This is a genomic window from Cryobacterium sp. TMT1-2-1 (assembly GCF_004403955.1).
GTDB lineage: Bacteria > Actinomycetota > Actinomycetes > Actinomycetales > Microbacteriaceae > Cryobacterium > Cryobacterium psychrotolerans.
Window position 1 is genome coordinate 64,644 of sequence record NZ_SOHC01000064.1, and the last position, 15,649, is coordinate 80,292.

A 15,649-nucleotide genomic window follows, 5' to 3' on the forward strand; every position below is an offset into this window, starting at 1 on the left:
CGTGCCTACTGCTCCAGATCCTCGGAGAGCTGCTGCAGCTGCAGCGCGAGTACGCGGGCACGCTGGGCCAGTTCCGCGCGGTCGGAGACCTCAGCCTCCGGAGCCGCGCCAACGCCCGCCCCAGCGCCACCGGCACCAAACCCACCGGGCTCCACCGGGCGCTGCGCCGGGACGGGGCCCTCGTTCAGCACATCGATGTCGAAGACGACCCGATCGGCCCGGTGCCAGGTCGAAAAGACCTCGATCGGCAGCCCGTTCTCGTCGAGGCTGGTTCCCTCGAGCAGCAGCACCGGCGCCCCGACGGTCACGCCCAGGGCCTGCGCGAGCGCCGCCGAGGCGGGCACGGCGCGCACCTGGCGGCGGCCGGACACGATCGACGCGCCCAGCTTGTCCCGCATCACCGCGTGCAGGGATGCGTTCGTCAGATCTTCGGCGCTGAGCCGCCCGCCGAGCGACACCGGAAGCCAGGTGTGGATGAGCGCAATCGGCTCGTTCCCCACCGAACGCAGGCGCCGGATTCCGAGCACCGCTGAGGTCGCGAGCGCCGCTTCCGCATGGGCGTTCCGCTCCGGGGCGAGGTGCAGCACCTCCGTGGTCACCTGGGCGCCCTCCGCCGCGATCTGGGTGGAGAGGCCCGACATCCGCTGCACCAGGCGGTGATGCTCACCGCGGGGGGCGACGACGCTCCCCCGCCCGCGACCGCGCTTGATCAGCCCCTCGGCCGTCAGCGCGGCGAGCGCCTGCCGCACGACCGACCGGGAGATCCCGAACCGGTCCTGCAACTCGGCCTCGGTCGGTAGGCTCGACCCGGGCGGGAGCTCACCGTCGGCGATGCGGGAACGGATGATCGCGCTCACCTGGCTGTGCATCGGCGTGCGGCTGGTCGAGTCGACCGCCCCGGGCGATACCTCGTTTAGCCACATGGTGCCATCGTATATTCCAGCCGCGGCGGCCCCGGACGCCCCCGCGCTACGCGGCCTGGGCTGCTTGCCAGACATGATCCCAGCCCGGGGCCAGCTCGGCTGCTCGCTCGAGATCTCGAGCTGCGCGGGCCCAACGCCGCTGCGCGGGTGGCGCATCGCCGGCGAAGCGGCGTAGTACCCGCGCATCGACCCGACACGAACGAATGGGGAGACCCGCGCTACGCGGCCTGGGCTGCTTGCCAGACATGGTCCCAGCCCGGGGCGAGCTCGGCCGCGCGCTCGAGCGACAGCACCAGGCTCGCCTCCCGGGCGATGCCCTTGCCCGCGATGTCGAAGGCCGTGCCGTGGTCGACGGATACCCGCACGACCGGCAGGCCGACCGTGATGTTCACGCCGTCATCGCCGTAGACCGCCTTGAAGGGCGCGTGACCCTGGTCGTGGTAGCAGACCACGGCCAGGTTGTACTTGCCCCGCACGGCCGCCGGGATGAGGGCGTCGCCGGGCAGCGGGCCGACGACATTGAGCCCCCGGGCCCTGGCCGCCGCGACGGCGGGAGCCAGGATGTCGGCGTCCTCGTCGCCGAAGAGGCGGTTCTCCCCGGCGTGGGGGTTGAGCCCGGCCAGTCCGATCAGCTCGTTGGGCTTGCCCATGGACCGGGCGAAGGCGCCGGCGAGTTCGAGCACGTTGAGGGTGCGGTCGAAGGTGATGCCCTCGATGGCCTGGCGCATCGAAACGTGCGTGGTCAGGTGGAAGAAGTAGAGGTCCCCCGCGGAGAGCACGAGCGAGAAGTTCTTCACCCCGAACTCGTGCGCCAGAAGCTCGGTGTGGCCGGGCCAGTTGTGGCCACCCGCGTGCATGGCCGCCTTGTTCAGCGGAGCGGTGACGATGCCGTCCACTTCTCCCTCGCGGGCGAGGCGGCAGGCCTCCACCACGAAGCGGTAGGCGCCGTCCCCGGCGGCCGCGCTGAGCAAGCCGAGCGGAACGTCCGCCAGCGACGGGCCGGTCTGCAGCAGCTCGATCGTGCCGGGCAGGTTCTTCGCCTCGGAGACGCTGGTGATCACGCGGATGGCGCTCGGGTCGCCGCCCACGTTGAGAACGCCGCGGCGCATGGCGGCTTCGTCGCCCACGACAACGGGAATGCACCTGGTGCGCAGGTCGTCGTGGTTGAGCAGAGCCTTGGCCGTGATTTCGGGGCCGATGCCGGCCACGTCGCCAATGGTGACGGCGAGTCTGGGAAGCGTCATGGGGTTTCTCCTAGGTTGAGCAGTTGGCCGCGCACGCGGGCGGCCGAGGAATCGGGGTGCACGAGTTCGGGCAGGATGTCAGCGACCGAGCGCACGTCGCCGAACCCACCGGCCTTGGTGACAACGGTGAGCCCGTGCGCCCGCCCACCCTCGACCACGCCAATGGGGATGCCTTCGCGGATGGCGTCGGTCACGAGCACGGAATCGGCGCCCAGTCGGTCGAGCACGGCTCGAGCGCCCTCCCCGCCCATGAGCACGAGGGCTCCGACGCTGCCGTGGTCGAAGACGGCCGCGGTGATCGTGGCTAGACCGGCGGCAATCGCCATCGAGGGAGTGCCCCCGGCGGAGAGGCCGGCTTCCGTGCCGGGCCGCTCGCTCGGCGCGGTGATCGTGATGACACGGGGCAGGCCGGGGGCGGAGGCCAGCTCCCGGCCGATCCAGTCGTCGACGCAATCCGGGCTGAGGAACTCGGCCAGTGTCGGCGCGAACGCGCGATGCTGGTCGGCCGGCAGCGACTCGACCATGGTCGAATGCTGGGCGCGGGAAACCTCGTGCAGCGAGCTGACCACTACGACCACCCGGTCGACGCCCGGCGGGCGATCGACCGGGGACGCGTCATTCGTCGCTCCCGCCCAGACCTCGGCCATGGCCACGGCCAGACCGGCCGAGCCGACCGGAACGGCCCGCGGGCCGAGCTCGGCGACCGCGGCGGCGATCTCGGCGAGTTCGGTGTCGGTACTCGCATCCAGGGTCACGACCCGGGCACCCGAGGCCACGACCGCTGTGATGCGGGCGACGCAGGCGACCGCCCCCTGCCCGGGAGCCACCGCGGTGCTCCCCGGCAGAAGATCGCTCAGGGCGCTCGTTGTGACCGGCGTCACCGGGTCCAGGCCGATCGCGGTGGCCTCCACGCCGTCGCCGTTGACCAGCACTCGGCCGTGCGCCACGGTGCGGCCCATGGCCGGGTAGGCCGGGCACACGACGGCGAAGGCGCCCGGGTGGTGAGCCTCCCAGGCCTCCAGGGCGCCGAGCACCTGGTGGGCGACCGATCCCCGCATGGTGGAGTCGATCTTGAGGAACAGGCGCGTGGCGCCGGCCCGGCCGAGGGCGGTCACCGCGGCTGCGGTGCCTTCCCGGGCGGCCTGGTCCGGCTGGGCGCGGGAGTCCGTGACGACGGCCAGAACCGAGCCGGGCAGCAGGGCATCCAGGCTCGGCGTGCCCAGGGTGAGCCGGGCGCGCCAGCCTCGACGGGCGAACTGCACGGCCGAATCGCCCGCGCCGGTCAGGTCATCGGCGGCTATGCCGATGGCCACCGCTGCCTGGCGGCGCGCCTCGCTCATCGAGCGTCGGTCCGGCCGCCCTGAGCGATCGGCTCGCCGGCTGTCGGCTCCGGCTGGGGCTCGGCGATTGCGGCGGCATCCACGAGCCCGCCTTCGCGCTTGAGCACCCAGGCCGCGAGCAGCGGGGCGAGCACGGCGCTCACGAGCACGGCGGATGCGACCTGTGCGGTGGCAATCTCGACGAACGGCGCGAAGCTGGGGTCGGCGGCCGCGATTATGGCGGGGGTCGCGATGGCGTTGCCGGCGGTCGTGCCCACGGCGATTCCGATACCCGACTTGTTGCCGCGGCGCAGCACGAAGCGGTAGCCGATGTAGGCGAGCCCTCCGGTGACCAGCGTGGCGATTGCGCCGACCACGAGGCCGGACAGGCCGCCGTTGAGCACGTTGCCCAGGTTGATGCCGGTGCCGAGGGCGAACGCGAAGAAGGGGATGACCATGTTCGGGATCGGGCGCATGATCTCGGTCCAGCGCTGGTCGAGGTTGCCGACGATGATGCCGAGCACGAGGGGGATGACGGCGGCGAGCAGCAGCTGGAACGGGATGTCGGCGAGGCCGGCGACGCCGAGGAAGAGCATGGAGAAGAACGGGCCGTCGTTGATGGCGGAGGCCATGTACGCGCCGCGGTCGCGGGCGTCGCCGTAGCGGCCGGTGAACGCGAGCCAGAGGCCGCCGTTGCTGTTGTCGACGATCACGAGCAGGGCGAGGATCGAGACGCCGAGGATTCCGTTGATGCCCACCAGCTGGGCGATGAGCACGACGATGGTGGCCGGGATGATCGACTTGAAGAGCAGGATGACGCCGGTCGTGGCGAGAACCGGCCCGGAGGTCTTCAGCGTGATCTGCATGCCCGTTGCGAAGATCAGCAGGCCGATCAGGGGCAGCGCGCTGCCCTGGAAGAGTGCGGTGGTGAAGTTGCCCATGGCCAGGACGCCGGGAGCGAAGGTTCCGACAACGGATCCCAGGATGAGCGGAATGAGCATCAACCCGCCGGGGATCCTGTTCATGCCGTCGAACAGGGGAACTCGGCTCTTGATTCTGGATTCGGCTTCCATGGCGAATCTCCTTAACTGAAGGGGCGTCGATGCCCGCGAGGTGTGTACGTACATAGTGTACCTACACTCAAGCGAATATCGCCACTTCAATTCTGCGTCATGGCTTACGTAGCGGACTTCGGGCGGAGCGCAGCCCGAAGGCCTAACCGATCGTCTGCACCTTCGGCTCATAGGTGTCGAGGGTGTCGGTCTGGAACCCTTTCTGCACAGCCTTGAGCTCTTCCCAGTCGATGTTCACGATCGACTGCCCGTCGGGTGAAGTGCCGGTGCCGAGCGTCGGCATGGTGAAGAACGTGACGTTTCCCACCCGCACGTCGCGCATCTCCACTCCCAGGCTGGCGACGTAGCCGGAGGTGAGGCCCTGATCGACCGCGAGGAACGGGGCGACCGCGCCGACAAGGCCGCTGATCTTGCCCGGGTTGGTCAGGGTTTCCGCGCTCAGCGTTTTCGTCAGAACCGCCTTGATGAAGGCCTGCTGGTTGCGCGCGCGCTGAAAGTCGCCGTCATTGAACGATTTACGCTCCCGCACGAATGAGAGGGCCTGCTCACCATCGACGTGCTGAACGCCCTGGGAGAACTGGTGGCCGCCCGCCTTGAAGGGGACCTGGCTGTCGATGTCCACGCCGCCGAGCGCGTCGGTGATGCCTTTGAAGCCGGTGAAGTCGACGATGGCCACGTGATCGATCCGCGCGCCCAGCACACCTTCGATGGTCTCCACCGCCAGTGGCACTCCCCCGTAAGCCAGGGCCGCGTTGATCTTCGCCTGGCCGCGCCCGGGGATGTCGAGCCAGCTGTCGCGCAGGATCGACATGACGTAGATGTTCTTCCGGTCGGCCGGGATGTGCGCGATCATGATCGTGTCGGAGCGCTGCTCCTTCATGTCCGCGAGTGAACCGTTGTTCGAACCGTGCGTGTCGGAGCCGAGCAGCAGGATGTTTTGCGCCTCGCCCGCGTCGCCCGTGAGCGCCAGCGGCCGCCTGCTGTCGTCCGTGGGGAAGGCGCCGGCGATCTTCTCCGTGCCGTCGAAAGTACTGCTGAGCGTCCACGCGTAGACGCCGACGATGCCGCCGACCAGCAGCAGGACCGCGCCGATGGCGATCAGTGCGATTCGCCCTCGCTTGCGCTTGGAGGCTCGCGTGCGCGCAGGCTTTGGCTTGAGGCCCGGGCCTGAAAAGATGTCAGTCACTAAGGTCGTCCCAATCCAAGGTAGGTCCACCCGGCGGCACGCCAAGCGGCCGCGTCGAGCGTATTGCGTCCATCCACAATTGTGGGGGTGCGCACGAGGGTCGCCGCCCACACCGGGTCAAGCTCCCGAAACTCGGGCCACTCGGTGACCAGGACTACGGCGTCCGCGTCACGCAGGGTCTCTTCGAGGTCGGTCGAGTAGGTGAGTTGCGGATGCCGCGCCCGCGAATTGTCGATGGCCTGCGGATCGGTGGCGACCACGTCGGCGCCGAGGCCGCGCAGCTGCACCGCCACGTCCAGCGCCGGGGAATCGCGCACGTCGTCGGAGTCGGGTTTGAAGCTGAGCCCAAGCACCGCGACCTTCGAGTGGTAGACGGGACCGGCCAGCGCCGAGACCGCGAGCTCGACGACCCGCTGGCGGCGGCGCAGGTTGATCGCGTCGACCTCCTTGAGGAAGGCCACCGACTCGCCCCGGCCGAGTTCCTCGGCGCGGGCGGTGAAGGCGCGGATGTCCTTGGGAAGACAACCGCCGCCGAAGCCGACGCCGGCGTTGAGGAACCGGCGCCCAATGCGGTCGTCGAAGCCGATCGCGTCCGCGAGCTGGGTGACGTCGGCGCCCGAGACCTCGGCAATCTCCGCCATCGCGTTGATGAAGCTGATCTTCGTGGCGAGGAACGCGTTCGCTGCGGCCTTCACGAGCTCGGATGTCGCGTAGTCGGTGACCACAGTCGGGGTGCCGGCGGCGATCGCCGCCGCGTAGACCTCGTTCAGAAGGCCCGTCGCGTGCTCGCCGGCCTCGCCCGCCGGCACGCCGTAGACCAGGCGGTCGGGGCTGACCGTGTCCTGCACGGCGAATCCTTCGCGCAGGAACTCGGGGTTCCAGGCGAGAGTGGCGCCGCTGCCGGATGCCGTGATCAGGTCGGCGAGACGCGCCGCCGTGCCCACGGGAACCGTGCTCTTGCCGACAACGAGGTCGCCCACGGCGAGGTGCGGCAGCAGCGACTGCACCGCGGCGTCGACGTAACGGAGGTCGGCGGCATGGCTTCCCTGCTTCTGCGGGGTGCCGACCGCGATGAAGTGCACCTGCGCGCCCGCGGCGTCCGCGATGTCGGTGCTGAAGCGCAGTCGGCCAGAGCCGATGGCCGAGGTGAGTACTTCGGCCAGACCCGGCTCGAAGAAGACCGGCCGGCCCTGGGACAGCCTGGTGATCTTGTCGGTGTCGACGTCGATCCCGACGACGTCGTGGCCGAGTTCGGCCATGGCCGACGCGTGCACAGCGCCCAGGTAGCCACAGCCGATAACGGAAATTCTCATGCGCTTCTCCACATATCCCCCGAGCCTACCGGTGCATCCCTGAGCGATTCCCCGCATGAATCCTGCGCCCAAAAGCCCCCGTTCTGGGGATAGTACGACCGGTCTAGCAGGGCTTTGCGCCGATAGGATGCAGTAATGACGAAAATCCGGCCGGAACAGATGGGCCATAAGGCCATACTTCGGCGGGGACGCAGCCACAAATGGCTGCAGTACACGCTGCTGACGCTGTGCGCGGCCGCCGCGGGTTTCGGCGGTTACGCCGCCTTCACGATGTAGCTGGCGAATGACCTCTATCCCGGCGCTACGGCGCCTCGCACACAACGTACGGGCCCGCAGCTAGCAGTAGAGACCCGCAGGGCAAGCCCGCGTGGTGCCGGATTCTCGGCAGGTCGGCGACATCCGGCGCGTCAACGAGCGCGGCATGGGCGCCCGACATCACCGTCACGCTGACGGTGCCGCCCCAGACACCCGCCAACCAGTCCACGCGAAGTGCCGCGATCTCGGCCGCCACCCGGCGCTGATCGGTGAGCGTCTCGCCTGTGTGACTGCGCACCTCACCCACATGCCCGGCCATTTGCACGGCCAGGACCGCCGTGAGCGCCGCGGCCCCGGCGATCGCCACCGCGCGCACCCGGAATTGGCGTTCGCGGGCCACGACCCGCAACGCCAGCACGACGAACGCGGCCAGCACAGGCACGAAGGCGAACAGCCCGGGCGAGGGGTGCCGAATCCACACGGGCGTGTGCGCGGAGGCGAGCCACCAGCCGAGCCAGGTGAGCAGCCCGAGGGCTGAGGCGGCCAGGAGCACGACGAGGTCACGCCGCGGCGTGCGGGCGACGACGTCGGCGGGCAGCTCGCCACCGCGACGGAGCACCATCACCGCGGCGAGTCCGTGCGCGAGTGCGCCGAGCGCGACCAGTGCGGTGACCGCGAGGGGAAGGCGCCAGTCCGACTGCAGCGCGGTGAGTTTCTCGAACGGCGACCACGTTCCGGTCTGGCCGCCGGAGAGAAGGAATCCGACGAAGTGGCGTGTGGTCACCGCGAAGCCCGCCGGTCCGAGCTCGATCAGCTGCCACAGGGCGAACAGCGCCGTCGGGACCGCAGCCATGCCGACGAAGGGAAGGAGCCGGCGCAGCCGCTGCCGCACAGTCTGCCCCGGCTCGCTGAGGAACACCGCGAGCACGAGGGCCGGCGCGGCCAGGAGCGCAATGGTCTTGGACTGAACGGCCAGGCCGAGGAAGAGCCCGGCGAGCCACGGCCGAGAGCGGAGGACGGCGAGGGCGAACACCAGGAGCGCGGCCGCGGGGATCTCACCGAGGATGTCGGCGGGGCCCTGCAACGGCGACGGCGACGCGTTCGCGTCCAGTCCGAGCGGCACGGCCACGGCCGCCAGGCCGGCCCATTTGCCGCCGATGCGGCTCCCCACAAGCCAGAGCCCCACTAGCAGGGCCGCAAAGAAAAGAAGTATGACGCTGCGCCCCGCCAGCACCATGTCGGCGCCCGTGGCGAGCGCCGCGGCGACCGGCAGAAGCACGACCGGGCCGGTGGAGATCCTCGGGTCGAACGGCGTGAGTTGGCTTCCGGACAAGGTGCCGTCGCTCGTGTAACCCAGGCCGCGGAGCAGATTGAGCGGCACGGTCAGGTTGAACGCCTCGTCTTCCCAGAGGCGCAGTTCGACCAGGCTGGGAACGGCGACGAGCAGGTGCGCGAGCACGACCGCCGCCAGGGCCAGCGGGAACACCGCCCGGCGCAAGAGCGTCACGGCCGGGGCGCACCCGACGCGGCCGCCGCCTCCACCCGGTGGTCGAGCTTGTCGAGACCCGGCCGCAGCGAGTACTGCCACACCTCCAGCGCGGCCCGGCGACTGAAATCGCGCAGCCGGGGCGGCGGAAGCATCGGCTGCTTCGCCTGCTCCCCCCACATGCTGCCGGTCGCCACGCTCCCGCGGCGCGGGATACTGCGCACGGGCACATGGCGCACGCGCAAGCCGAGCCGGCGCTCGGCGACCGAGAAGTGCACGTGCGGCACGAGGGCGGCCTCGGGAACCAGGTCAACGAGACGTGCCAGCACGTCGGGCCGGTAGGCGCGCAGTGGCGTGTTGACGTCGGGGATACGAGCCCCCGTCGCCAGCGCAACCACGAGGCCGACCGATCCCGTCAACACCCGCCGATACCAGGGTTCGGTGCGCTGCTCGCGCACCCCGTGCACGACGTCGGCGCCGTCGAGGGCATGCACGAGCGCGGGAAAGTCCTTCCCCTCGAACTGGCCGTCGCCGTCGACGTGCACGATCGCATCCGGCTCGAGCGCGAGCCCGGCACGGTAGGCGGCGAGGGCCGTGGGGCCGTGCCCCCGGTTGATCGCGGCGGTGATCACGGTGAGGCCAGGTGAGGTCTCCAGGAGGGCCGCCAGCACCTTTGCCGTCGAATCAGTCGACACGTCGTTGACCACGACGATGCTCACCAGGTCGGCGAGCGGGGCGACATGCTCGGCGATTTCGGCGAGGAAGCCGGGGAGCCCTTCGGCCTCGTTGTGGGCCGGCATGACCACGGCAAGATGGTGCAACTGCACGCGGACTCCTAGAGCTGGCCGCCCAAAACGTGATTCCCGGGCTCTCGTAGTAGCGTAGTGCAGCCATGATGAGTCGATCCCGAGTGAAAGGCCTGGCCGGACTGGGCGCCCGGTTCCTCCTGGTCGGCGGGATCAGCACGCTTATCGAAATCGGCGTCTTCAACGTGATCTACCTCATGTTGGGCTGGGACGTCTTGGCGGCGAAGGTGGTCGCGTCACTCGTGGCCCTGGTCAACGCCTACTTCGGCAACCGCGAGTGGACCTTCCGCGACCGGGGCCGGCACCACCGCACTCTGGAGACGGCGCTGTTCATCGTCGTCAACGCAGCCTGCACCGGCCTCGGCGCCGCACTCGTCATCGCCGGGGTCTGGCTGGCCGAGCGGCTGCTGCACACCGCGCCCGGCCCGCTACTGGTTAACATCGTCAACCTGGGCAGCATCGTGCTGGTCGTGCTGGTGCGCTTCCTGCTCTACCACTTCGTGGTTTTCCGCGGCGTGCGCGCGGCGCCGGCGGCCGCTCCGAGCCCGGCCGCTCTCCGCTGAGGCGTGCCTACTGCATGCATCCCGGCGTGGACAGCGTGACCGGCGTCGGGCGCACCATGGGGGTGCCGTGCACCTCGAGCGGGCCGTACTTGCCCGGGGCGCCGGTCATCGTGTAACTGATCTTCCGCACGGCACCAGGGACATTGAAGACCCTGACCTTGACCGCAGGTCGGCCCAAGTGCTGGCCACTGTATGACGGCTTGACCTTGTGCCCGTTCACTTGAACGGAGTCAATGGTCGCCCCAACCGGCCCGTAGAGCACGACGTCGGTGCTGATGTCTCCCGGCCGGAAGTTCACTCCGGCAATGTACGCGGGTAAGTGTCGCGCGTCGGCAGCGTTGATGGTCGAGGTGAGGGTGACGCTTCCGGTCAGGACGGGTTTCCTGGCCTGGCACTGCGTAGACGTCACGTCGTTGGTCACGTCAAGGTAGTAGTCCATCTTGGAGCCGGTGTTGTCGTTGATGTACGCGCCAACGACAGTGGCGTTCGCGTTATCCGTGGGGAGAGTGCCTGTGAGTCGTGTGCCGGCGAGGATCTTGCTCTGGGACTTGTCGTCCGTCCAGTACATGAGCCGGCCTTCATCCGTCGCCCTCGTCAGCTGCTGGACGAGCGCTCCGGTGTCTCCGACGCCGGAGGTGATGGCATCGAAAACCGACGCGGCGGCGGCGGCGAAGAAGACATCCTGGACCTTCGGATCCTCATAGCGGAAGTAGACCTCGTTGAGGAGCAATGGCACAGCATTTTCCGCGGTCAGTGTGTCTCCCGTTGCGAGCGTGACCGGGCCGGTGGCACCCAACAGGTAGCTGAGCGCGACTGGGTCGAAGGAGATGACGCCGTCAACCCTGGTGCCGAATGATTCCGCCCAGTAGGCCTTCGCGAGTTTGACGGTAAACGGGAAGTCGGGGGTGAGGGTCATGTCAGGAATCCAGCGCCCGATCTTGTCGCCGTAGAGCGCCTCCGTCTCACGGTCCAGCGGAATGATCGGTTTGGGCCGCGCATTGACGAAGTCGGTACTGGATGCTTGCTGGGAGATTGAGATCTTCCCGTCCTCGGCAGTGAGAAGCACCATGGCGGCCGGGTTTCCTCCGGTGCCGCGTGATTCCGCATTGCTCTGGAACAACATGAGGTAGTTGCGCGGCCCCTCCGCGCCCAACGCACCGGGGAGAACCTTAACGGTTTTCTCAAGGCCATCGAGCAGCCCCCCGACCTGGCCCAGCCCGCTGTCAAGGCGGGCAATGCCCGCCTCGACTGGGCCGAAGAGCCCCGCCCGATCCACTCGGGCCAACTGCGCGCTCGCTCGATTGGCTGACGCGTTCGCCGCCTGAACGGTTCCTTCCATGGCTGCGAGAGCCTCAAGGTTGATCCGACCATGAACAGGCTTGAGCTGGTCGATACTGAGTCCCGTGGCGGGAACGACCGCATTGACCGCAAGGTCGTTGACCGCAACGGCTGCCACCCGCACTGCGGCCAGGTTGGGGCCCGCGACCGGAACCCATTCGAGCGCACGCCACAGACGACCGCCCGTTGCGCCAGCCGCCTTTTTCGTGTGAGATTCGAGCTTTCGGGCGCTGAGGGCGGCTGCTTCGTTGTCACCGGCAACCAATTGCTTCTGTACGGCCGCTGCCATCGGAATCGCCGCTTCAAGTTCGCCTTTGGCTTGCACCATGTGGGTCGTCATCACGAGCGCCACTCCGCCGAAAACCAGCAGCGCCGCTCCAAAACTGCCCAAAACCCAAGCCTTCGCGCGTTTGTTCAGTGGCTCTCTGGACAAAGCACGTTTTCCCATATTTGGTAAACACTAGCCCGGGACCGCGACCTGTTGCCGCGGCCGGGCGGATTACCCTCCGGTCCCACCGCTCCCCGGCCAGCTTCTCCCTAATGACAGTCTCGTGTTGCTAGCGGGCCCCGACGTGCGGGATCTGCGTCACCTAGCGCATGGCCCGGGCGCAGAACAAATGACGCCGACCGATCTGGCTGGTCAATAGAACCGGCGGAACACAATCGCGTTCAACGAAGTGGACAATGCGATTGGCGCAGACGTCAAGTTAGCGAAGATGACTGTGACCGTGTCCCTGACCGACACGTACGCGTGTGAGAGAACTAGTCCCGGGACATGGGACAGCATGGTGACGAGGACGTGGTCAAGAACGGATGCACCGACAAGGGCGAACGTCATTGTTTTCGTAGTTCGCGCCGGGCAGGAGAGAGCACTAACGACGATCAGGCGGGGCGACCTTCGAACCGATGCGATCTCATAGCTCGCCGGGTCATCGGGTCGCTTGTAGGTCAGTATCCCTAGGGTGTTGCCGATCGTCCCGGTCTCTTCCTCGTTGGCCGCGAAAAGGAGTCCCCGGTCGGACAATGCGGCCGTCCACCCTCTTGGGTTTTCGACAGGATTCTGTGCCGCAGGGTAGGCGGCGAAAAGCGGACGGACGGCCGGCGCATAGGCACTGTTTCGCGCGCGGATTGGGGGCAAGTCGTCCGCGGCGTAGACATCGGCAGTCGTGCTTCCGCCCATCTGGACGGAGTTGTCCGTCGCCCCCGCAACGAATATCTGTTCAAGCACGCTAAACGCTGTTTGCGGGTGCTGTATGACGTTTCGTGAGCAGTTGCCCCCCGTCCCGTCGTATCGAATCGTGGGCGGGCGAAAATACGCAAGCGAAGTTCCAGACGAGCCGAACGCGATCGCGGCGCCTCCCCGCTTGCGCGAGACCGAGAATTTGTCCTGGCTATGCACAGTGACCACGTAGTACGGACTTAGCTGGTACATCTTTGTGGGCGCCACGGCTGCGGTGAACGTGACGACATTACCGACCTTGAGGCCATGTGCCACCGACGTGACCGTCGAGCCAGAAACTGAGGCCGCACGGCCGCGAGTGCCCTGCTCGAAGCGGCAGCCGAGCCACAGGTTCTGCAGCGCGTTATGTAACGAAATTGTGTACTCGGAAACGTCCCCCTCGAACGATGTCCCAACGAAGGTATTCCCATTCACCGAGTTGATGGTAAGGCCGTCCATGACCAGGTGCCGCCACTCGCTTCGGCGCGTACCTCCACCGCCGAAACCTGACGACTGCTGGATGCCGCCACCAACAAACGTATTCTGATTGACCCACCCGCCAAGGTCCGGGACCAGTCTCACTGCAACCTTGGCGTAAGACACCCAGCCAATAAAGATTCGGTTATAGACAGTGCCGTTCCCGAGCCCGGTGAAGTGGATGCCCGTCTCGAAGTAGGCAGTGCGCCCAAAATTCAGGTTGCTGTTGTAGAGGTTCTGCACGCGAATGCCGACGCTTCCCGGCGTCAAAGATGTAGACCCCACTTTGACGACGTCCGGCAAAACAATGTCGGCGTTCTGCAGAATGCTCCCGAATGCGGGATGCCCGACAAGGAGGACCGTGCCTCCGTATGCCCGGGGTGCGATCAGAACGGCAGCCGAGCCGCGCACATTGCAGGTAACATCAATCGCCCCAGTCAGGGTCGCTAAGTTATACTCCCCTTCGAGCACGACGACTGCGCCCGGGTGAAATATTGTAGAAACGACGCCAACTCGCGCTGAGGCCGCTGCGGCCGTGAATGCAGCGACCACTGCCGCGGTGTCATCGGCCAGGCCATCTCCCACAGCGCCATGCGCCTCCGGCTTGAACACGCGCTCAAAGGCAGTCGATAGAGAAACCTCAGTCCGAGCGGCGCGGCTGTCGAGCAGCGCCGCGAAGGCCTCGTCCGAGGGAGTGACCAACGGCGCTGCGGCGCCTCCTGCGATGCCCGCGGCTGCGATGCCAGTGACCCTCAGGAACGACCGCCGCGACGCGACCGGCACGTCAGCGTGACCGGGAGAAACCCCGCTCACGTCCACTGACTGGTTGCCCGGATCACATTCAAGTGCCCGCGCTTGAGCCAGCTCAACACCGGAGGCGCTGGCAGTGACGTCCGGAAGATATTCTGTCGGTGCGGACCCAATCGGCCGACCCAAACGTGTTCTCATGTTTCTCCCAAATATGAGGATCACTCGTGTTTGTCGACACTATGCCCTGAACTGCGGGAGGCTGTCACCCTACAGGCACCCCCAAAGCGCGGGACAAACAGGCGACCGCGTCATTCGGGCGAGGGTCACATCGGCCGACTAAGCCTCGGCCTTTTTGTATCGATGGCAAGGTGCGAGACAAAGAGGACGCGGGCGATGAGGCTCCGGCGGAACCCCGTAGTCTTGACCTGTGAAACTGGGAACGCGCGCAACGAGCGTGACTATCGCTGGCCGTGGCAAGGATTCAGGCGCCCCTCGCTGGACGGATTGGCGCGCGGTTGCGCTCGCGATCGTCGCTTCCTTGGCGGCCGCCAGTCCAGAGATTGTCCTCCGCTGGGGAGCGGTGGCGTGTGTCGCGATTCTGGCAACGAGGCTGCTGTCGATGAAGGTGGACGCCACAAACTTGTTTGCCATCGCATTCACGCTCTGGTGCGTTATCTCCCAGACGTGGGCGCTCAATACTGAAGCGACCGGGCTCGCTATTCAGAACCACCTGGCTGTCCTCGCGATCTTCCTCGCGATTCGAACTTCGATCTTCACCCGTCGGGGACTTCTGCTGATCGCCTGGGGATACCTAGCGGGATGCCTTGTTGCAACCTATCAACTCTTCCGCCAGAACCCATCCGCAAGCGTCAGCTCGGAATTCTCGAATGCACGCTTGGGCATCGAGGGTCTCAATATCAACTACGTCGCCTACGCACTTGCTGTCGGCTTGGCCGTGATCATCCTTCTCTGGGCAGACTTGCGCGACAAGAGGGTTCGCGCCCTGCTCGCCGTTTCCGCCGTCCCGATTTGCATGGCCATCTGGTTCAGCGGAACACGTGGAGCCTTCCTTGCCGCAGCTTTGCTCGTCGTGTGGCTCGTCATATATCGGATGAGGCCTCCGCTAACGCTGGGCCTAGCTTGGGTCGCCGTCGGTATTACCGGCGGGGCAATTGCCACGGGGCTAGCGGATGCGGTCCTGAAAGTGGTAGACGCGGATTCGGCACGGAGTACCGGGGACTTGGCAGGCCGCCTCACCGTCTGGCCGGCCGCACGGGAGGTACTCGGAGACAATATTCTCACAGGCGTGGGTGCTGGTGGGTTCCGCACAGTGAGCGACCTGGGGATCGGCGCACACAACGTCATTCTTGAAATCGGCACCGGCACGGGACTCGTTGGCATAGTTCTCTTTCTAGGCGTGTACATCAGCGCACTGACGTCTGCCACCGCAGGCGCTCCCATTCGCCTTCGCTCGCTGCTGGTCGGCTCGATTCTTCTTGTGAGCGCGCCGATGTACCTCTCGGGCCACTGGGAGCTATCAGCCGCGGGGTGGATAGTCTTGGCCTTGTACTCCCGCATTTCAGTTTTACAGGGCCAGCCGTATTCAGCCGAGCCCGAGCGCCCAGGGGAGGAGCGGCGCGCAGCAGCGAGATCGCGCTTCTGATAACTTCGACAGGGGTCCGCGACTGAGGCCTGTC

At 67.1% G+C, this 15,649-nt stretch carries 13 protein-coding genes; 3 read left to right on the plus strand and 10 right to left on the minus strand.

From position 1 onward, the window contains the following. Nucleotides 1-5 precede the first annotated feature (5 nt). The 6 genes from E3T33_RS11340 to E3T33_RS11365 form a co-directional block, all read right to left on the minus strand. Nucleotides 6-923 carry a GntR family transcriptional regulator gene (locus E3T33_RS11340; RefSeq protein WP_166784476.1) on the minus strand — a complete coding sequence of 306 codons (918 nt, stop codon included), beginning with the start codon at nucleotides 921-923 and terminating at the stop codon, nucleotides 6-8. Nucleotides 924-1,141: 218 nt separating this feature from the next. Next, a complete protein-coding gene (gene pdxA / locus E3T33_RS11345; RefSeq protein WP_092322852.1) occupies nucleotides 1,142-2,167 on the minus strand; it encodes a 4-hydroxythreonine-4-phosphate dehydrogenase PdxA in 1,026 nt (341 codons plus the stop codon). Beyond that, complete coding sequence (locus tag E3T33_RS11350) at nucleotides 2,164-3,507, minus strand: four-carbon acid sugar kinase family protein (protein ID WP_092322850.1); 1,344 nt, start codon at nucleotides 3,505-3,507, stop codon at nucleotides 2,164-2,166. The genes pdxA and E3T33_RS11350 overlap by 4 nt, the downstream gene beginning before the upstream one ends. After that, nucleotides 3,504-4,559, minus strand: coding sequence for a 2-keto-3-deoxygluconate permease (locus E3T33_RS11355; RefSeq protein WP_134575329.1), 1,056 nt, complete (start codon nucleotides 4,557-4,559; stop codon nucleotides 3,504-3,506). Before E3T33_RS11355 ends, E3T33_RS11350 begins: the two co-directional genes overlap by 4 nt. Before the next feature lie 142 nt (nucleotides 4,560-4,701). Then, nucleotides 4,702-5,745, minus strand: coding sequence for an LCP family protein (locus tag E3T33_RS11360; RefSeq protein ID WP_134575330.1), 1,044 nt, complete (start codon nucleotides 5,743-5,745; stop codon nucleotides 4,702-4,704). After that, nucleotides 5,745-7,058 (minus strand): UDP-glucose/GDP-mannose dehydrogenase family protein, encoded by a 1,314-nt coding sequence (locus E3T33_RS11365; protein ID WP_092322846.1) that lies wholly within the window; start codon nucleotides 7,056-7,058, stop codon nucleotides 5,745-5,747. Before E3T33_RS11365 ends, E3T33_RS11360 begins: the two co-directional genes overlap by 1 nt. Before the next feature lie 135 nt (nucleotides 7,059-7,193). Here E3T33_RS11365 and E3T33_RS15285 point away from each other — a divergent pair, with 135 nt between their 5' ends. Further along, on the plus strand, nucleotides 7,194-7,334 hold the full coding sequence (locus E3T33_RS15285) for a hypothetical protein (protein WP_166784477.1): 141 nt from the start codon (nucleotides 7,194-7,196) through the stop codon (nucleotides 7,332-7,334). Nucleotides 7,335-7,359: 25 nt separating this feature from the next. Here E3T33_RS15285 and E3T33_RS11370 read toward each other — a convergent pair whose 3' ends face one another. Both E3T33_RS11370 and E3T33_RS11375 read right to left on the minus strand, forming a co-directional pair. Next, nucleotides 7,360-8,820 (minus strand): hypothetical protein, encoded by a 1,461-nt coding sequence (locus E3T33_RS11370; protein WP_092322844.1) that lies wholly within the window; start codon nucleotides 8,818-8,820, stop codon nucleotides 7,360-7,362. After that, nucleotides 8,817-9,626 carry a glycosyltransferase family 2 protein gene (locus tag E3T33_RS11375; protein WP_134575331.1) on the minus strand — a complete coding sequence of 270 codons (810 nt, stop codon included), beginning with the start codon at nucleotides 9,624-9,626 and terminating at the stop codon, nucleotides 8,817-8,819. Before E3T33_RS11375 ends, E3T33_RS11370 begins: the two co-directional genes overlap by 4 nt. A 65-nt stretch (nucleotides 9,627-9,691) precedes the next feature. Between E3T33_RS11375 and E3T33_RS11380 the strand changes: the two genes are divergently transcribed. Beyond that, on the plus strand, nucleotides 9,692-10,168 hold the full coding sequence (locus tag E3T33_RS11380; protein WP_092322841.1) for a GtrA family protein: 477 nt from the start codon (nucleotides 9,692-9,694) through the stop codon (nucleotides 10,166-10,168). A gap of 7 nt (nucleotides 10,169-10,175) precedes the next feature. Here the strand turns inward: E3T33_RS11380 and E3T33_RS11385 are convergent, their stop codons facing one another. Further along, nucleotides 10,176-11,897: a DUF4012 domain-containing protein gene (locus E3T33_RS11385; RefSeq protein WP_166784478.1), complete on the minus strand. Its 1,722-nt coding sequence runs from the start codon at nucleotides 11,895-11,897 to the stop codon at nucleotides 10,176-10,178. Between the two features lie 249 nt (nucleotides 11,898-12,146). After that, nucleotides 12,147-14,015: a hypothetical protein gene (locus tag E3T33_RS11390; RefSeq protein WP_134575332.1), complete on the minus strand. Its 1,869-nt coding sequence runs from the start codon at nucleotides 14,013-14,015 to the stop codon at nucleotides 12,147-12,149. 364 nt (nucleotides 14,016-14,379) lie between these two features. On the opposite strand from E3T33_RS11390, the gene E3T33_RS11395 reads away from it, so the two are divergent. Further along, entirely contained in the window at nucleotides 14,380-15,615 is a 1,236-nt protein-coding gene (locus E3T33_RS11395) for an O-antigen ligase family protein (protein ID WP_134575333.1), read from the plus strand. Nucleotides 15,616-15,649 lie beyond the last annotated feature (34 nt).

Excerpts from the sequence above, each read along its gene's own strand:
- E3T33_RS11340 (WP_166784476.1), bottom strand. The coding sequence starts at position 923 with ATGTGGCTAAACGAGGTATCGCCCGGGGCGGTCGACTCGACCAGCCGC.
- pdxA (WP_092322852.1), bottom strand. The coding sequence starts at position 2,167 with ATGACGCTTCCCAGACTCGCCGTCACCATTGGCGACGTGGCCGGCATC.
- E3T33_RS11350 (WP_092322850.1), bottom strand. The coding sequence starts at position 3,507 with ATGAGCGAGGCGCGCCGCCAGGCAGCGGTGGCCATCGGCATAGCCGCC.
- E3T33_RS11355 (WP_134575329.1), bottom strand. The coding sequence starts at position 4,559 with ATGGAAGCCGAATCCAGAATCAAGAGCCGAGTTCCCCTGTTCGACGGC.
- E3T33_RS11365 (WP_092322846.1), bottom strand. The coding sequence starts at position 7,058 with ATGAGAATTTCCGTTATCGGCTGTGGCTACCTGGGCGCTGTGCACGCG.
- E3T33_RS15285 (WP_166784477.1), top strand. The coding sequence starts at position 7,194 with ATGACGAAAATCCGGCCGGAACAGATGGGCCATAAGGCCATACTTCGG.
- E3T33_RS11380 (WP_092322841.1), top strand. The coding sequence starts at position 9,692 with ATGATGAGTCGATCCCGAGTGAAAGGCCTGGCCGGACTGGGCGCCCGG.